This is a genomic window from Streptomyces roseoverticillatus (assembly GCF_000719265.1).
Lineage (GTDB): Bacteria > Actinomycetota > Actinomycetes > Streptomycetales > Streptomycetaceae > Streptomyces > Streptomyces roseoverticillatus.
On sequence record NZ_JOFL01000013.1, the window covers coordinates 90,077 to 104,351 of the forward strand.

The following is a 14,275-nucleotide window of genomic DNA, read 5'->3' on the forward strand; positions in this document are numbered from 1 at the left end:
GGTCCCGGGATGCGGGTGTTCCTGCGCAGGACGGCGTCGCTGCTGGTCAGCGCCGTGATCGCCAGCTTCGTCGTGTTCGCCTTCCTGTCCGTCCTGCCCGGCGACCCGGCCGAGGTCGTCCTCGGGACCAACGCCGGCACGCAGGAACTGGCCGCGCTGCGCCACTCCTTCGGCACCGACCGGCCGCTCGTCGTGCAGTACGCCGACTGGGCGCAGGGCCTGCTGCACGGCGACTTCGGCGTCTCGTACATCAGCCACGACCCCATCGGCCCGCGGATCAGTGACCGGCTCGGCGTCACCTGCTGGCTGGCGCTCGGCGGCATGGCTGTCGCCGTCCTCTTCGCGCTGCCCGCCGGCGTGCTCGCGGCCGCCGGGCACCGCAGGCCCGCGGGCGCCCTGCTGTCGGCCGTCAGCCAGGCGGGGATCGCGATCCCGGCCTTCCTCGCCGGCATCCTGCTCGTCTACGTCTTCGCGGTCCGGGCGGGCGCCCTGCCCGCGGGCGGCTACACCCCGCTCGCCGAGGACCCCGCCGCCTGGGCGCGGCACCTCGTGCTGCCGTGCCTGTCCCTCGGCCTCGTCCAAGGGGCGGTCCTCACGCGCTACGTGCGCTCCGCCGTCCTCACCGTCCTCCACCAGGACTTCCTGCGCACGGCCCGCGCCAAGGGCCGCCGGCAGTGGCCGGCCCTGTGGCGGCACGGGCTGCCCAACGCCGCGGTGCCCGTGCTGACCGTCCTGGGGCTGCAGCTGTCCGCCGTGCTCGTCGGCGCGGTCGTCGTCGAGCGGGTCTTCGTCGTCCCCGGCCTCGGCGACCTGCTGCTGCAGTCCGTGGCCGACCGCGACCTGCTGGTCGTCCAGGGCGTGGTGATCGTCCTGGTGGTGGCCGTCCTCGTCGTCAACGTGGTCACCGACCTGCTCTACCACCTGCTCGACCCGCGCCTGCGGAGCCGTTGATGCCCTCAGCCCATGCGCTCGCCCGCCGCCCCGCCCTCACCGCGGGCGGAATCCTCGTCACTCTCGTCCTTGCGCTCGCCCTGCTGTCCCTCCTGTGGACGCCCTACGACCCCACGCACGTGGACGCGGCACAGCGCCTGCTCCCGCCCGGCGGCGGACACGTGCTGGGCACCGACCAGTTCGGCCGGGACGTCGCCAGCCGGCTGATGACCGGCGCGCGGACGACCGTCTTCGTCGGCGTCGTGGCCGTCGGCTTCGCCGCCGTCATCGGCGTGCCCATGGGGCTCGCCGCGGGCATGTCCGGCGGGCCGCTCAGCGCGCTGCTGATGAGAGTGAGCGATTTCCTGCTGGCCTTCCCGGCCCTGCTGCTCGCCATCATGCTGGCGGCGGTCTACGGCACGAGCACGCTCACCGCCATGGTGGCCATCGGCATCGCCTCCGCCCCCGGCTTCGCGCGCGTGGCCCGCGCCGCGACGCTGCGCGTCATGGCCGCCGAATACGTCGACGCCGCGCGGCTCGCCCGGCGCACCCGCGCGGCCATCGCCCTGCGGCACGTCCTGCCGAACATCCGCGACGTCGTCATCGTGCAGGCGTCGGTGGCCTTCGCGACCGCCGTGCTCGCCGAGGCCGCCCTGTCGTACCTGGGCCTCGGCACGCCACCGCCCACTCCGTCCTGGGGCCGCATGCTGCTCGATTCCCAGGAGCTGCTGTTCTCGCAGCCCGAGCTGTGCCTGTGGCCGGGCCTCGCCGTCGCCGCCGCCGTCCTCGGCCTCAACCTGCTCGGCGACGGCCTGCGGGACCGCTTCGACCCCACGCTGGAAGGTGTCCGGTGAGCCCTGGGAGCAGTGCGCTGCTGGAGGTCGAGGGCCTCACCGTCGACGTGGGCGGCACGCCGCTCGTGCGGGACGTCGGCTTCACCGTCGGCCGGGGCGAGCGCGTCGGCATCATCGGCGAGTCCGGGTCCGGCAAGACCCTCACCGCGCTCGCCCTGCTGGGCCTCCTCGGCGAGGGCCTGCGGGCCGGCGGCAGCGCCCGTCTCGCCGGGGTGCCGTTCGACCTGCTGGGTGCCACGGACCGCGAGCTGTCGACCGTACGGGGGCGGCTCGCGGGCATGGTCTTCCAGGAGCCGATGACGGCCCTCAACCCTGTGATGAGGACCGGCGCCCAGGTCGCCGAGGCGCTGCGGCTGCACGGGCCCCGGAGCGAGCGTCCGGCCCGGGACGCCGCCCGCGCCACCGCCGTCGAGCTCCTCGGCCGGCTGCGGCTGCCCGACCCGGCCCGCGCCGCCCGCGCCTACCCCCACCAGCTCTCCGGCGGCCAGCGCCAGCGCGCCGTCCTCGCCGGGGCCCTCGCCAACGACCCCGCCCTGCTGATCTGCGACGAGCCGACCACCGCCCTGGACGTCACCGTCCAGAAGGAGATCGTCGACCTGATCAGGGGCGTCTCCGACGAGCGCGGCACCGCGGTCCTCTACATCAGCCACGACCTCGCGCTCGTCGCCTCCGTCTGCCACCGCGTCCTCGTCATGCACGACGGGCGGATCGTCGAGAGCGGGCCGGTGGAGCAGGTGCTGCGGCAGCCCGAGCACCCGTACACGCAGGCCCTCCTGAGCGCCTCCGACCTGTCGGTCCCGGCCCCGCGGCCCCCGGCCCCCGCCGAGCCGAGGACGCTGCTCCGGGCCCGCGGCCTCACCCGCCGCTACGCCCGCCCCCGCCGCGGCCTCCTCGGCCCGCGGACGCACTTCACGGCGCTGGAGGGCCTGGACCTGGAGCTGCGCGCGGGCGCCCGGGTCGGGGTGGTCGGCGAGTCGGGATCGGGGAAGACCACGCTCCTGCGGCTGCTGTCCGGGCTGGACCGGCCCACGTCCGGGACGGTCGAGAACGCGGCCGGTGACGGCCTGCGCGACAGCGCGCCGGGCAGCGGCCTCCAGGTGGTCTTCCAGGACCCCATGGGCTCCCTCGACCCCCGGATGCGCGTACGGGACATCGTCGCCGAGCCGCTGCCGGACCGCCGCTCGCCCGCGGCAGCGGCCCGCGTGGCCGAGCTCCTCGCCGACGTGGGCCTGCCGGCGGAGGCGGCCGGACGCTACCCGCACCAGTTCTCCGGCGGGCAGCGGCAGCGCATCGCCATCGCGCGGGCCCTGGCCCCCCGCCCGTCCGTCCTCCTCGCCGACGAGCCGGTCAGCGCCCTGGACATGTCCGTACGGGCCCAGGTCCTGGACGTCCTGAGCAGGGTCACCGCCGAGCGGGACATGGCGCTGTGCATCGTCACCCACGACCTGGGTGTCGTGCGCTACCTGTGCGACGAGGTGGTGGTGATGCGCGAGGGAAGAGTGGTGGAGCGGGGGCCGGTCGAGCGGGTGTGGGTGGCGCCCGAGCACCCCTACACGCGGCAGCTGCTGGACGCCGTACCGGTCCTGCGGTGAGCACCGGAACCGCCCCCGCGGGGCCCTGGTCGACACCTGTCCGCAGCGACGCCTCGGCCCGCTGCTGTGCATGCGCAACAGCGGAACGTTTTGTGCTGCTGTGTGAAGCCACGGACAGGTTGCCGCCGCTTTTCACGTAGATCATGGCGGCTGGCCATCTGCCAAGTCAATCCTATGACTTGAGACGATCCATCCAAGCTAAAGCTTGTATCGTGGGCGTGTGACGCTAGATGACCTGAAGGTGTTCGTCATGGTGTGCGAGGCCCGCAACCTCAGTGCCGTGGCCCGCGAGATGAACTGCAGTCAGTCCGCCGTCAGCCAGCATGTCCGGCGCCTGGAGAAGGAGGTCGGACTGTCGCTGATGGAGCGTCAGCCGCGGGGGGTGGTCCCCACGGAGGCGGGGCGGATCCTCCAGCGGGCCGCGTCCGACGGGCTCACCGCCCTCGGCGAGGGCCTGCGCACGCTGGAGGAGCTGCGCACCGGCCGGGGCGGCGGCGTCGTCATCGCTACCGGCGCCACCACCATCCGGCACCTGATGGGCGCGGCCATCGAGGAGTACAGCAGGCAGTACCCGGACGTCGGCCTGGAGTTCCACACCGAGCGGTCCAGCCACCGCTGCATCGACGCCCTGCGCTCGGGGGCCGTCGACCTCGCCTGGGTGTCCGTCGACCCCGGCGCGCACGGCGCGCACAGCGCCTCCGGCGCGCAGGGCGTCGAGCTGCGGCCGGTCATCAGCCTGGAGTGGGTGCTGGCCGTCCACCCCGGCGACCCCCTCGCCGCCGAGAGTGCGCTCGGCGCGGCCGACCTCGCCCGTACGCGCCTCATCCGCCCGCCCGCCGGGACGAGCTCCGGCCGGCAGGTCGAGGACGTGCTCGGCGCGGTCGCCCTCTCCTCGCGCGCGACCACCCGGGCCACGGACTGGGACACGGCCCTGCTCCTGGCCGAACTGGGCCTCGGGCACGCCCTGATACCCGCCATGCCGGGCCTCGTGGGCCCGTCGGGCGCGGTCCGCCTGATACCGGTCACGGGCATCCCGCCCCTGGAGGTGGGCTGGGCCGCCCGCCAGTGGTCGGCCCTGTCCCCCGCGGCACGGGAGTTCGCGGCGGCGGTCACGCGGAGAGTGTCCGGCGGGGCCGGCTGACGCCCCGCGGTGAGGGTCCGGCGGAATCGGTACGGTCCGCAGCCGTGCGTTCCCTACCTGCCCTCCAGCCCGCGCAGCGTCTCGTACGCCGTCTGGATGAACGTTCCCGTCGGTGCCGGGGCCGTGTCGGCCAGGGCCACCAGGCCGGTGCGTGAGCCGGGCAGGAAGCCGGCGAAGGCCGTGCAGCCCCGGGTGCCCCCGGAGTGGTGCAGCAGCGGCCCGCCGGGCCGCACGCGGAGGTTCCAGACGAGGCACAGGCGGCGCCCCGAGCGCCGCAGTGCCAGCCGGGGCCGCTGCACCTCTGTGAGCGCGACGCGCAGGCTCGGCGGGGCGGCCGCCTCGGGCGCGAGCAGCGCCGTCAGAAGGCGAAGCAGGTCCCTTGCGCTGGAGCGCAGCGCGCCCGCGCCGGGCAGCCCGGGGACGAGCCAGGGCGGCCGGGGCCGGCCGTGCCAGTGGCCCACGACCTGCGGGCGGGTGGGGTCGCAGTCGGTGTCGGCCAGGCCGAGCGGGTCCAGGACGCGCTCGCCGAGCAGCGCCGGGTAGTCGCCGGGCCCGCCGCCGGCCGCGCGGGCCAGGGCGAGGCCGAGCAGGCCCACGCCGTAGTTGGAGTAGCGCACGTGGGTGCCGGGGCGGTGGTGCAGCCGCGTCCGGGGCAGAGCCGCCAGCACGTCGTCCGTGGTGAAGGCGGCGTACGGGTTGCGGAACCATCCCGTGCGGGCGGCGCGGGCGAGCAGCCCAGGGGGCAGCCGCGGCAGGCCCGCGGTGTGCGTGGCGAGGTGGAGGAGGGTGACGGGCGGGCCGGGGATGCGCCGGGCGCCGGCCGGCAGGTAGCGGTCGAGGGGGTCGTCGTAGCGGACCTCGCCGCGGGCGGCCAGCTCGGCGAGGAGCAGCGCGGTGAACGTTTTGGTCAGCGAGCCGATTTCGAAGCGGGTGTCCTCCTCGGCGGCCCCGCGGCAGACGGCGATGTGCTCGTCGCCGCGCACGGCGGCGACCGCGACGGCGCTCGCGCCCCGGGCCGCGTCGGGCAGGGGCAGCAGCAGGGCGTTCAGCGGCGGCGCGGTGAGGCCTTCGGCCGCGGCTTCCGCCGCCGCCGTCGCTTCCGCCGCCGCTGCGGTCAGCGCGGGCGTCTCCAGGGGATTCGTCACTGCGCTCGTGCCGCCCGGGCCAGGGCGATGGAGCCCGCCACGGCGGTCACGACGGTGGTGTGCTGGTGTTCCTTGAACCTGCGGACGGGGTCGTCGTCGACGGGATCGCCGTCGGCGGGCATCAGGCCGTCCTCGTGCTGCAGGGCGGCCATGGCTTCCCAGTCGTCCGGCCTGCAGTAGGGCTCGGACAAGGAGGCGCCCACGATGAGGAGTTCCGCCACGAGGTCCCACTGCCGGACCTCGCGCCAGATGTCGATCCACACGGGCAGCCAGGTGCGGACGTACGCGGTGAGGTCGGCGGGGAGGCCCTCGGGGCGGCCGCCCCAGTCGGTCAGGTGGAAGACGGTGTGGGTCATCGCGTAGGCGGTGATCCAGTTGATCGCCCAGGGCTCGGGGGTGGCGCCCAGCCACGTGGCGCGGGCGAGGGCCTCGAAGTCGTCGCCGTGGTCGAGGCCGGCGATGCGGGCGGCGTTGGCCACGGCGAGGCGGCGGTTGGGCAGCAGCTCGACGCTGTGCACCGAGCGAAGGCGGACGCGGTGGGCCAGCAGCCGGTCCATGTTCGCGTGCCGGTAGCCGCAGCGCACGAAGTGCGCGTACATCTCCAGCGGGTCCGTCATCAGGGTGTGGCGCAGCTGGCGCTCGTAGAGCATGTCGCCCTTGCGCAGCTGCAGCCAGGTGAAGTCCATCAGGTTCTGCGCGGCGGCCAGTTGGCCGGGTCCGGCCGTGCCGTCGCGCAGGATGACGGATGCGGCGAGCGTGGTCTCCCCGAGGGGCTTGTAGACGCCGTCGGGGTCGGTGAGTTCTTCGGTGGTGCCGGGCGGGAGCGCGCCGAGCGCGCGGTGGGCGTGCAGCCAGGACAGCGCGCGGTCGGCCATGGAGCGCGCGGCCGCGGTCACGGGCGCGGGGATCGCGGCGGGGGCGGAGGCGGGAGCGGAAGGGGTCATGCCGGCGCCTCCGTGGGCTGGGTGCGTGCGTCTTCGGTCCGGCCCGTCAGCAGGTGGGCGGCGACCGCCAGGTCGAGCGCGGTCCGCGGGCCCGCGCCGCCGAGCAGCCGGATGTGGTCGAGGACGGGTTCGGGCTCCAGGGGCAGGGCGACGCCGTCGTGGCGGAGCAGGGCGAGCCAGCGCAGCAGGCGCACGGCCGTGGGGAAGTCGCGGCGCAGCACGGAGCGGGTCAGCCCGCGGCTCAGGGGGAGGGCGGCGTCGCGGGCGGCGTCCCGTACGGGGCCTTCGAGGACGGGTGTGGCGAGCGGCGCAAGCTGTGCCATGCGGACGGACCAACGCTGCCAGTCGGTGGTGTCCGTGAGGTCGTCGCGCGTTTCGGGCAGCGTGGCGGGCACCGGGTTGCCCGCGTAGCCGCGCGTACGGGCCAGGAGCTGGGCGGTCGCCCAGTCGCGCCAGGCCGCGGTGCGCTCGTCGGGGGGAGCGGAGGGGCTGTGACCGGGCACGGGGAACGCCTCGAAGGCGCGCGCCACGGCGGCCGCGTCGGAGGCGTGGAAGGGGGCGCCGGTGAGGACGTGCGGGGTGAAGGTGTCGGCGCCGATCACCCGCACGGCGGCCAGGGCCGCGAGGGAGCCGGGGGAGTCGAGGGAGTCGGGGAAGTCCGGGGCGCCGGAGGCGCCGGGGGCGCTGTCGAGGTGCGGGGCCACGAGGGCCGTGTCCCCCGCGTCCTCCGTGCCCCGGAGGGCGCGGAGGACGCGGGAGGCCAGCTCGTCGGCCGCCGCGGCGTAGGCCGCACGGGAACTCACTTGCCCTTCGGCTCCTTCGGCTCCTTGGGCGACAGCAGGAGGAGTGCGAGCAGGAAGCCCGCGGCCTCCGGCGCGGGCAGCGGAGCCCCGCTGACGGCTGCTTCCGGCTCCACCATCAGGGAACCGATCGCATCCGGCCCGGCCGGTGAGGCGAGGGGTCGGAGGGTTTCTTGGGTGAGCATGTGCGGCGCCTCCTCAAGGCGATGCAGGTTGAATTCTCATCACTTAATCAGTGATGTCGGATAAATGAGGCTAAGCATGCTCTCCGTGAAGTCCGGCCCAGGACACGCCGGTCAGTCGGGGGACGGGATTCCATCCGGTGCGAAGGAGGGGCCGGGGGCTCCCAGGGGGAATTCAGGGGCGCGTGGAAGGGAGTCGGAGTGGAGCCTGGGGGAGTGGTGAGAAAGAAGGGAAAAGTGGGGGATGCGACGGGTGATTCTCTGAAATTTCCACCATTCGGGTGAACTGCGAAGGCTGGGGTGTGGCGGGGTGACTGGTGCGGCATGGTCTGAAAATAAGCTGGCACGCCACCGGGGCGGGGCCCTTGGGATGGGAGTCTTCGATGACCACCTCCGAGTCGGTGTGGACCTGTCCGTTCCGCCACGATGAGGCCCTGGAGTTCGACCCCTTCCTGGCCCGGCTGCGCAGCGAGCCGCCGATCACCCGCATCCCCATGCCCCGCGGGGACGGCGCGGGGGATTCCGTGACGCCCGGCGCCGGCGATCCGGAAGGTCCCGGGCGCGAAGGGGCCGGTGCTGCCGGAGAAGCGGGCCTCGGCGGCTCCGGTCCCGGCGGCGCGGCGGCTCCGGGCGCGCGCGGGGCATCGGGCGCCGGCATCCCGGGGAGCTCCGGTGCCCCGGCGGCCGCCGGCGGCCCCGCAGGCCCCGGCGGCCCGGCCGCCGGTACCGCCTGGCTCGTGACCCGGCACGAGCACGTCCGCGCCGTCACCTCCGACCCCCGCTTCAGCCGCGCCGCCCTGATCGGCCGCGACCTCCCGCGCGTCACGCCCGACCTCGTCGACCACGCCGAGTCGATCAACCTCATGGATCCGCCGGCCCACAGCCGCCTGCGCGGCCTGGTGGCCGCGGCGTTCGGCGACCGCCAGGTCGAGGAGCTGCGCCCGCGCACCCGGCGCGTGGTCGACTCCCTGCTCGACGCCATGGCCGACCACGGCTCCCCCGCCGACGTCTCCGACTGGCTGGCCGCCCCCCTCCCGCTCACCACGGTCTTCGAGCTGCTCGGCGTCCCCGAGCCGGACCGTGCCCCGCTGCGCCGCTGGGCGACGGCGATGATGGCCCCCGGCACCCCCGACGGCGCCGCGGCCGCCGAGGGGAAGGCCGGACTCCGCGCGTATTTCGCCGAGTTGACCGCCGCGCGCCGCCGGCACCCCGGGAGCGACCTGCTCAGCGCCCTGGCCGCGGTCCGCGAGGACGGCGAGCTCCTGGACGCCCGCGAGGTCGCGGTGATGGGCATGCTCCTGCTCGTCACCGGCCACAACACCAGCGCCCACCAGATCAGCAACATCGTCTACACCCTGCTCACCCATCCGGAGCAGCTGGCCCGCCTGCGGGCCCGCCCCGAGCTGCTGCCGGCCGCCGTCGAGGAGCTCCTGCGCTTCATCCCCTACCGGCAGGGCGTGGGCATCCCCCGCCAGGCCACGGAGGACGTGGAGCTGGACGGCGTCACCATCCGCGCGGGCGAGACCGTCCACGTCTCGTACCTCGCGGCCAACCGCGACGAGCTCGTCTACGACCGTCCCGACGAGCTGGACCTCGAACGGCAGGACGCACCCGCCCACCTCACCTTCGGCCACGGCACGCACCACTGCCTCGGCGCCCGGCTGGCGCGCATGGAGCTCCAGGTCGCCGTCGGCACGCTGCTCGCCCGCTTTCCCGCACTGCGCCTGGCCGTCCCGGCGGAGGAAGTGCGGTGGAACACCGGCTCCATCTGGCGTTTCCCGCTCGCCCTCCCCGTGGCCTGGTAGCGCGACGGGTCCGGCGCTCCCCGACGGGGGAGTGCCGGCCCGCCGCCCGCACGAGGGCGACGCCCCGTCGCCCGGTAAGTCCCCCGGTCAGTCCCCTGGACCGGTAAGTCCCTTGGTAAGGAGGCAGTCATGGCTACGCTCTGCCGACCGGCCATCGCCGTACCCGAGCACGTCATCACGATGGAGGAGACCCTGCACCTGGCCCGGACGCTGCACGCCGACCACCCTCAGCTGCCGCTCGCGCTGCGTCTGATCGGCAACACCGGAGTGCAGACCCGGCACATCCTCCAGCCCATCGAGGACACCCTCAAGCACCCCGGCTTCACCTGGCGCAACAACCTCTACGAGACCGAGGCCAAGGCCCGCGTCCCCGGCGTCGTCCGGCGGGCCCTGGAGAACGCCCAGCTGACCTCGCGCGACATCGACCTGATCGTCTACGCCTCGTGCACCGGATTCATGATGCCGTCCATGACGGCCTGGCTGATCAACAACATGGACTTCCCGGTGACGACCAGACAGCTGCCGATCGCCCAGCTCGGCTGCGCGGCCGGCGGCGCGGCCATCAACCGCGCGCACGACTTCTGCACCGCCTACCCCGGCGCCAACGCCCTCATCGTCTGCTGCGAGTTCTGTTCGCTGCTCTACCAGCCCACCGACCTCGGCGTCGGCAATCTCCTGTCCAACGGCCTCTTCGGCGACGCCCTCGCCGCGGCCGTGGTGCGCGGCGAGGGCGGCGAGGGCGTGCGCCTGGAGCGCAACGGCTCCCACCTCGTGCCCGACACCGAGAGCTGGATCTCCTACGCGGTCCGCGACACCGGTTTCCACTTCCTGCTGGACAAGCGCGTGCCCGGCACGATGGCCATGCTCGCCCCGGCCATGCGCGACATGGCCGAGCCCCACGACTGGGACGTCTCCGGCCTGGGCTTCTACATCGTCCACGCGGGCGGGCCGAGGATCCTCGACGACCTGTGCAAGTACCTCGACCTGGCGCCCGAATGGTTCCGCTACAGCCGGGCCACGCTCACCGAGCGCGGGAACATCGCCAGCGCCGTCATCTTCGACGCCCTGGAGCGCCTCTGGCAGGACGGCGGCGCGCCGCACGACGCCCGCGGCATCATCGCCGGCTTCGGCCCCGGCATCACCGCGGAGATCTCGCTGGGGACGTGGACCGCGTCGGGCCGGGGTGAGAGCGAGGAACAGACGTCGCCGCCGAGCCGCCCGATGCCGCAGCCCGCGTAGCCGCCGGCCGGATGACGCGCCGGTTCACAGGTCCGATCACAGGTCCGATCGCAGATCCGACTACAGGTCGAATTCCGCCGGGTTGATGCCCAGCGCGAAGCAGGCCTCGCGGACAACGGCCTGCTCGGTCTTGTCGAAGTCGCCGTCGGCGCCGCCGATGACGATGCCGATCTGGATGACCGCACGGGCCTCGGTCGGCTTCTTCTGCACCTTGCCGATCGTCTGCATCACGCTGACCTTGCCGAAGTCGAAGTCGGCCGTGAGCTTCTGGCAGTAGTCGTTGAAGCGGGCCTGCAGGTCGTCCGCCGGGAAGTTCTGCAGCACCTCGTTGGTGGCGATCAGCGAGGCGACGCGCTGCCGCTCCGAGGCGTCGATCGAACCGTCGGCGGCCGCCACCAAGGCGCACATGGCCATGCTCGCGTCCCGGAACGCACCGCTCTTCAGGTCGTTCTTCTTCGCCACCAGCTGGCCCTGCATCGCCGTCGCGGAGTCCTTGAGCCGGTCCCAGAGCGCCATTTGCTGTTTCTCCTCATACACAGAACAACGGGGGTGTACGGGGAGAACGGGGGAGAGGGGTACGCAAGTTCCCAAAGTGACAAAGTGCCGAATAGCGCGGCGGGGTCTACGACGCCAGCGGATCCAGGTGCAGCGGCTGCACCTTGCCCTCCATCATCGCGCCGAGCCCGAGCACCGCGCACACATCGGGATGGGCGGCGATCCGGACGATCATCCCCGTGGCGTCCTCGATCATCCGGTCCAGGCCGGGCAGCACCGCGCTGCCGCCCGCGAGCATCACGCCGCGGTCGACCAGGTCCGCCACGAGGTCCGGCGGGCAGGCGCGCAGCACGCGGCCGATCGCGTCCAGGACGGCGGTCAGCGGCGTGTGCATGACCTCGCGGACCTCGCTGGTGTTCACCAGGACCGTACGGGACAGGCCCGTCGCCACGTCCCGGCCGCGAACCTCGGCGCTCTCCTGCACGGGGTCCGCGGCCAGCGCGAGGTGCAGCGGGTGCAGGCCCTGGGTCGGCAGCATCAGCTCGTGGCGGCTGCGCAGGTGCTCCACGACGGCGTAGTCCATGGCGTCGCCGCCGACCAGCACCTTCTCCGCCGCCACGATCGCCCCCAGCGACAGGACGGCGACCTGCGTGGACGCCGCCCCGCACACCACGATCATCGTCGCCTCGGGCTGCTCGACGGGCAGCCCGCAGCCCACGGCGGCGGCGATGAGGGTGTCGACGAGCTCCACGCGCCGCGTCCCCAGGCCCATCAGGGTCTCGACGGCGGCGCGGCGGGCGAGCGGGTCCGCGTCGTGCGGGAGGCACACCGCGGCGCGCAGCATCGGCTTGCGCCGCCAGGCGCGGCGCACCTTGTCGCTGACGAGGCTGCGGAGCATCCGCTGGGCCATCTCGATGTCGACGACGGTGCCGCCGGAGACCGGCCGGACGACGCTGATGTGCGCGGGCGTGCGCCCCGCCATGCCTTCGGCGAGCTGCCCGACCGCGATCAGCGAGCCGGTCCGGGTGTTGATCGCGGCGATGCTCGGCTCGTCCACGATCAGGCCGTTGTCGCGGAGGTAGACCCGGGTGCGGGCGGCTCCGAGGTCCACGGCGACGGTGCACCGGCGCAGCTGCTCAAGGCTGAAGGACGTCATGGCAGGGCCTCCCCTGAACGGCGGTCGGAGTTCACGGTCGGGCCGCTGCCGCCGGGCGCCCCTGGGGCCATCGTGCGCGGCGGGAGGCCGGGGTGCGCGCTGGAATGGGCCGCATGGGGGAAGCGGATCACCAGGGCGGGGTGGGGCGGGGTGACGGGCCATCAGGGCCCGTGGGGTCACGTGGTGTCGCCCGGGGGCACTTCGCGGCGCCCGGGTCGCTTCGCATCCCCCAGGGTCACTTCGCCTCGCTGTAGCACTCCACCACGGCCGTCGTGAACGGGAACAGCACCGGGGTCTCGCCGAAGACGACGCGCGCGGCGCGGGCCGAGGCGGTGCGGATCGCCTCGGTGACGCCGGCCGCCTCGGCGTCCGGGCAGTGCACGATGACCTCGTCGTGCTGGAAGAAGACGAGCTCGGCGTGGAGCCCCGCGAGCTCCTGGCGCAGGGCGGCGAGCAGGGCCAGGGCCCAGTCCGCGGCGCTGCCCTGCACCACGAAGTTCCGCGTGAAACGGCCGCGGGCGCGGCCCGCCGGGGTGCTGCCGTAGCCGGGCCGGTCGTCCTCCCCGGCGGCCTGGGGGATGCCGGCCTCGTCGGGCAGGGCCGTGGTGGCGGGCGGGCACGTGCGCCCGAGCCAAGTGCGGACGATGCGGCCCTCCTCACCCGCGCGCGCCGCGTCGTCCACGAGGGCGACGGCCGCGGGGAAGCGCCGGCGCAGGTCGGCGAGGTGCTTCAGGCCGTCGCCGGAGGTCTGGCCGTAGACCGCGCCGAGCAGCGCGAGCTTGGCCCGCTCGCGGTCGCCGGCGAAGGCCCGGTCGGACAGCGCCGCGTACAGGTCGCGCTCGCCGCTCGCGGCCTCCATCAGGCCCGGGTCGCGGGAGACGGCGGCCAGGACGCGGGGCTCCAGCTGGTCGGCGTCGGCGACCACCAGCCGCCGGCCCGGGTCGGCGACGACGGCGCGCCGCACGACGCGGGGGATCTGCAGGGCTCCCCCGCCGTTGGTGGTCCAGCGGCCGGAGACGGAGCCGCTCGGCACGTACTCGGCGCGGAAGCGGCCCTCGCGCACCCACGTCTGCAGCCAGGAGCGGCCGTGGGCGGTGTGCAGCCGGTACAGCTTCTTGTACTCCAGCAGGGGCTCCACGGCCGGGTGGTCGATCGCCTTGAGCTCCCACGCGCGCGTGGAGGACAGGGCGATGCCCCGGCGCGCGAAGGCCCGGACGATGTCGGCGGGCAGATCGGGCCGGACGCGGACCTCCTCGCCGTCCTTGCTGAAGGCGTGGGAGACGGCCTCCGCCAGCGCGGCAAGCCGCCGGGGCTCCAGGCCGCCCGGGAAGTGCTCGCCGAGCAGCTCGTCCAGGAGCGCGCGGTGGACGTCCGCGCGCCACGGCAGGCCGGCGCGGTTCAGCTCGGCGGCGACCAGGGTGCCCGCCGACTCCAGGGCGAGGAGCAGCAGGAGCCGGCCGGGGTGCTCGGTCGCCCGCGCCCGGGCGAGCTGGGCGGCGTGGACCTCGATCAGGGCGTCGAGCGGATCCGTGCCCGGCGGCAGCGGCACCGGCCCCGGCTCGAACAGCGACGGCTGCCCGCCGGCCGCCCGCGGTGGCGGATCGGCGGGCACGGGCAGCCCGCGCAGCCGCGCCCACGCCGCGGCGAGCGACCGGGGCTGCCCGGACTGCCCCTCCTCATGACCGATGAGCAGGCTCTCGGCGGCCTCCACGTCGTAGCACCGCTCGACGCGCAGCCCCGCCGCGAGCAACTGCGGGTAATGGTGCGCGGTGGACCGCCACACCCACCGCTCGACCCCCGGCCGCGCCCGCACCGCCTCGGCCAGGCTGCCCGCCCACTCGACCGGCCCGGCGGGCTCCCCCATGAGGTCGACGGGGCGGAGACGGACACCCCCGTCGCCCGTCTCCGCCACCGCCAGCCTCACGGAAAAGATCCTGCCAGGAGGCACTGACAATCGGCCTGACCTGCGGGATCGGTGTCGCGGGCCGAGCT

At 74.4% G+C, this 14,275-nt stretch carries 13 protein-coding genes; 6 read left to right on the forward strand and 7 right to left on the reverse strand.

From position 1 onward, the window contains the following. Positions 1 to 9: 9 nt before the first annotated feature. The 4 genes from IF61_RS0117345 (at position 10) to IF61_RS0117360 (ending at position 4,517) form a co-directional block, all read left to right on the forward strand. Entirely contained in the window at positions 10 to 951 is a 942-nt protein-coding gene (locus IF61_RS0117345) for an ABC transporter permease (protein ID WP_030367314.1), read from the forward strand. Further along, positions 951 to 1,784 (forward strand): ABC transporter permease, encoded by an 834-nt coding sequence (locus IF61_RS0117350; RefSeq protein ID WP_030367315.1) that lies wholly within the window; start codon positions 951 to 953, stop codon positions 1,782 to 1,784. Before IF61_RS0117345 ends, IF61_RS0117350 begins: the two co-directional genes overlap by 1 nt. Then, positions 1,781 to 3,376: a dipeptide ABC transporter ATP-binding protein gene (locus tag IF61_RS0117355; protein ID WP_030367316.1), complete on the forward strand. Its 1,596-nt coding sequence runs from the start codon at positions 1,781 to 1,783 to the stop codon at positions 3,374 to 3,376. Before IF61_RS0117350 ends, IF61_RS0117355 begins: the two co-directional genes overlap by 4 nt. 220 nt (positions 3,377 to 3,596) lie before the next feature. Further along, on the forward strand, positions 3,597 to 4,517 hold the full coding sequence (locus tag IF61_RS0117360) for a LysR family transcriptional regulator (RefSeq protein ID WP_030367317.1): 921 nt from the start codon (positions 3,597 to 3,599) through the stop codon (positions 4,515 to 4,517). A 53-nt stretch (positions 4,518 to 4,570) separates the two neighbouring features. Here IF61_RS0117360 and IF61_RS0117365 read toward each other — a convergent pair whose 3' ends face one another. The 4 genes from IF61_RS0117365 to IF61_RS0117380 are packed head-to-tail and all read right to left on the reverse strand — an operon-like array spanning position 4,571 to position 7,591. Continuing rightward, the gene (locus IF61_RS0117365; protein ID WP_245684535.1) at positions 4,571 to 5,662 is read right to left on the reverse strand and encodes a serine hydrolase domain-containing protein; all 1,092 of its coding nucleotides are present in this window, start codon (positions 5,660 to 5,662) and stop codon (positions 4,571 to 4,573) included. Then, a complete protein-coding gene (locus tag IF61_RS0117370) occupies positions 5,659 to 6,606 on the reverse strand; it encodes a DUF6895 family protein (RefSeq protein ID WP_245684536.1) in 948 nt (315 codons plus the stop codon). Before IF61_RS0117370 ends, IF61_RS0117365 begins: the two co-directional genes overlap by 4 nt. Next, positions 6,603 to 7,409, reverse strand: coding sequence for a hypothetical protein (locus IF61_RS0117375; RefSeq protein WP_052392771.1), 807 nt, complete (start codon positions 7,407 to 7,409; stop codon positions 6,603 to 6,605). Before IF61_RS0117375 ends, IF61_RS0117370 begins: the two co-directional genes overlap by 4 nt. After that, a complete protein-coding gene (locus IF61_RS0117380; protein WP_030367321.1) occupies positions 7,406 to 7,591 on the reverse strand; it encodes a hypothetical protein in 186 nt (61 codons plus the stop codon). The genes IF61_RS0117375 and IF61_RS0117380 overlap by 4 nt, the downstream gene beginning before the upstream one ends. Before the next feature lie 380 nt (positions 7,592 to 7,971). Here IF61_RS0117380 and IF61_RS0117385 point away from each other — a divergent pair, with 380 nt between their 5' ends. Together IF61_RS0117385 and IF61_RS0117390 are read left to right on the forward strand one after the other, a co-directional pair. Beyond that, on the forward strand, positions 7,972 to 9,393 hold the full coding sequence (locus tag IF61_RS0117385) for a cytochrome P450 (RefSeq protein ID WP_052392772.1): 1,422 nt from the start codon (positions 7,972 to 7,974) through the stop codon (positions 9,391 to 9,393). A 129-nt stretch (positions 9,394 to 9,522) separates the two neighbouring features. Beyond that, a complete protein-coding gene (locus tag IF61_RS0117390) occupies positions 9,523 to 10,632 on the forward strand; it encodes a type III polyketide synthase (RefSeq protein ID WP_030367323.1) in 1,110 nt (369 codons plus the stop codon). A 60-nt stretch (positions 10,633 to 10,692) separates the two neighbouring features. Here IF61_RS0117390 and IF61_RS0117395 read toward each other — a convergent pair whose 3' ends face one another. The 3 genes from IF61_RS0117395 to IF61_RS0117405 all read right to left on the reverse strand — a co-directional run bounded on the left by IF61_RS0117395 (position 10,693) and on the right by IF61_RS0117405 (position 14,147). Next, positions 10,693 to 11,148 carry a tellurite resistance TerB family protein gene (locus IF61_RS0117395; RefSeq protein WP_030367324.1) on the reverse strand — a complete coding sequence of 152 codons (456 nt, stop codon included), beginning with the start codon at positions 11,146 to 11,148 and terminating at the stop codon, positions 10,693 to 10,695. Positions 11,149 to 11,254: 106 nt separating this feature from the next. After that, a complete protein-coding gene (locus IF61_RS0117400) occupies positions 11,255 to 12,283 on the reverse strand; it encodes a rod shape-determining protein (RefSeq protein ID WP_030367325.1) in 1,029 nt (342 codons plus the stop codon). A gap of 235 nt (positions 12,284 to 12,518) precedes the next feature. Next, entirely contained in the window at positions 12,519 to 14,147 is a 1,629-nt protein-coding gene (locus IF61_RS0117405) for a bifunctional 3'-5' exonuclease/DNA polymerase (RefSeq protein WP_052392787.1), read from the reverse strand. Between the last annotated feature and the right edge of the window lie 128 nt (positions 14,148 to 14,275).

Coding starts and splice junctions, on each gene's coding strand:
- IF61_RS0117380 (WP_030367321.1), bottom strand. CDS start 7,591: ATGCTCACCCAAGAAACCCTCCGACCCCTCGCCTCACCGGCCGGGCCG.
- IF61_RS0117345 (WP_030367314.1), top strand. CDS start 10: ATGCGGGTGTTCCTGCGCAGGACGGCGTCGCTGCTGGTCAGCGCCGTG.
- IF61_RS0117350 (WP_030367315.1), top strand. CDS start 951: ATGCCCTCAGCCCATGCGCTCGCCCGCCGCCCCGCCCTCACCGCGGGC.
- IF61_RS0117370 (WP_245684536.1), bottom strand. CDS start 6,606: ATGACCCCTTCCGCTCCCGCCTCCGCCCCCGCCGCGATCCCCGCGCCC.
- IF61_RS0117400 (WP_030367325.1), bottom strand. CDS start 12,283: ATGACGTCCTTCAGCCTTGAGCAGCTGCGCCGGTGCACCGTCGCCGTG.
- IF61_RS0117390 (WP_030367323.1), top strand. CDS start 9,523: ATGGCTACGCTCTGCCGACCGGCCATCGCCGTACCCGAGCACGTCATC.
- IF61_RS0117385 (WP_052392772.1), top strand. CDS start 7,972: ATGACCACCTCCGAGTCGGTGTGGACCTGTCCGTTCCGCCACGATGAG.
- IF61_RS0117405 (WP_052392787.1), bottom strand. CDS start 14,147: ATGGGGGAGCCCGCCGGGCCGGTCGAGTGGGCGGGCAGCCTGGCCGAG.
- IF61_RS0117395 (WP_030367324.1), bottom strand. CDS start 11,148: ATGGCGCTCTGGGACCGGCTCAAGGACTCCGCGACGGCGATGCAGGGC.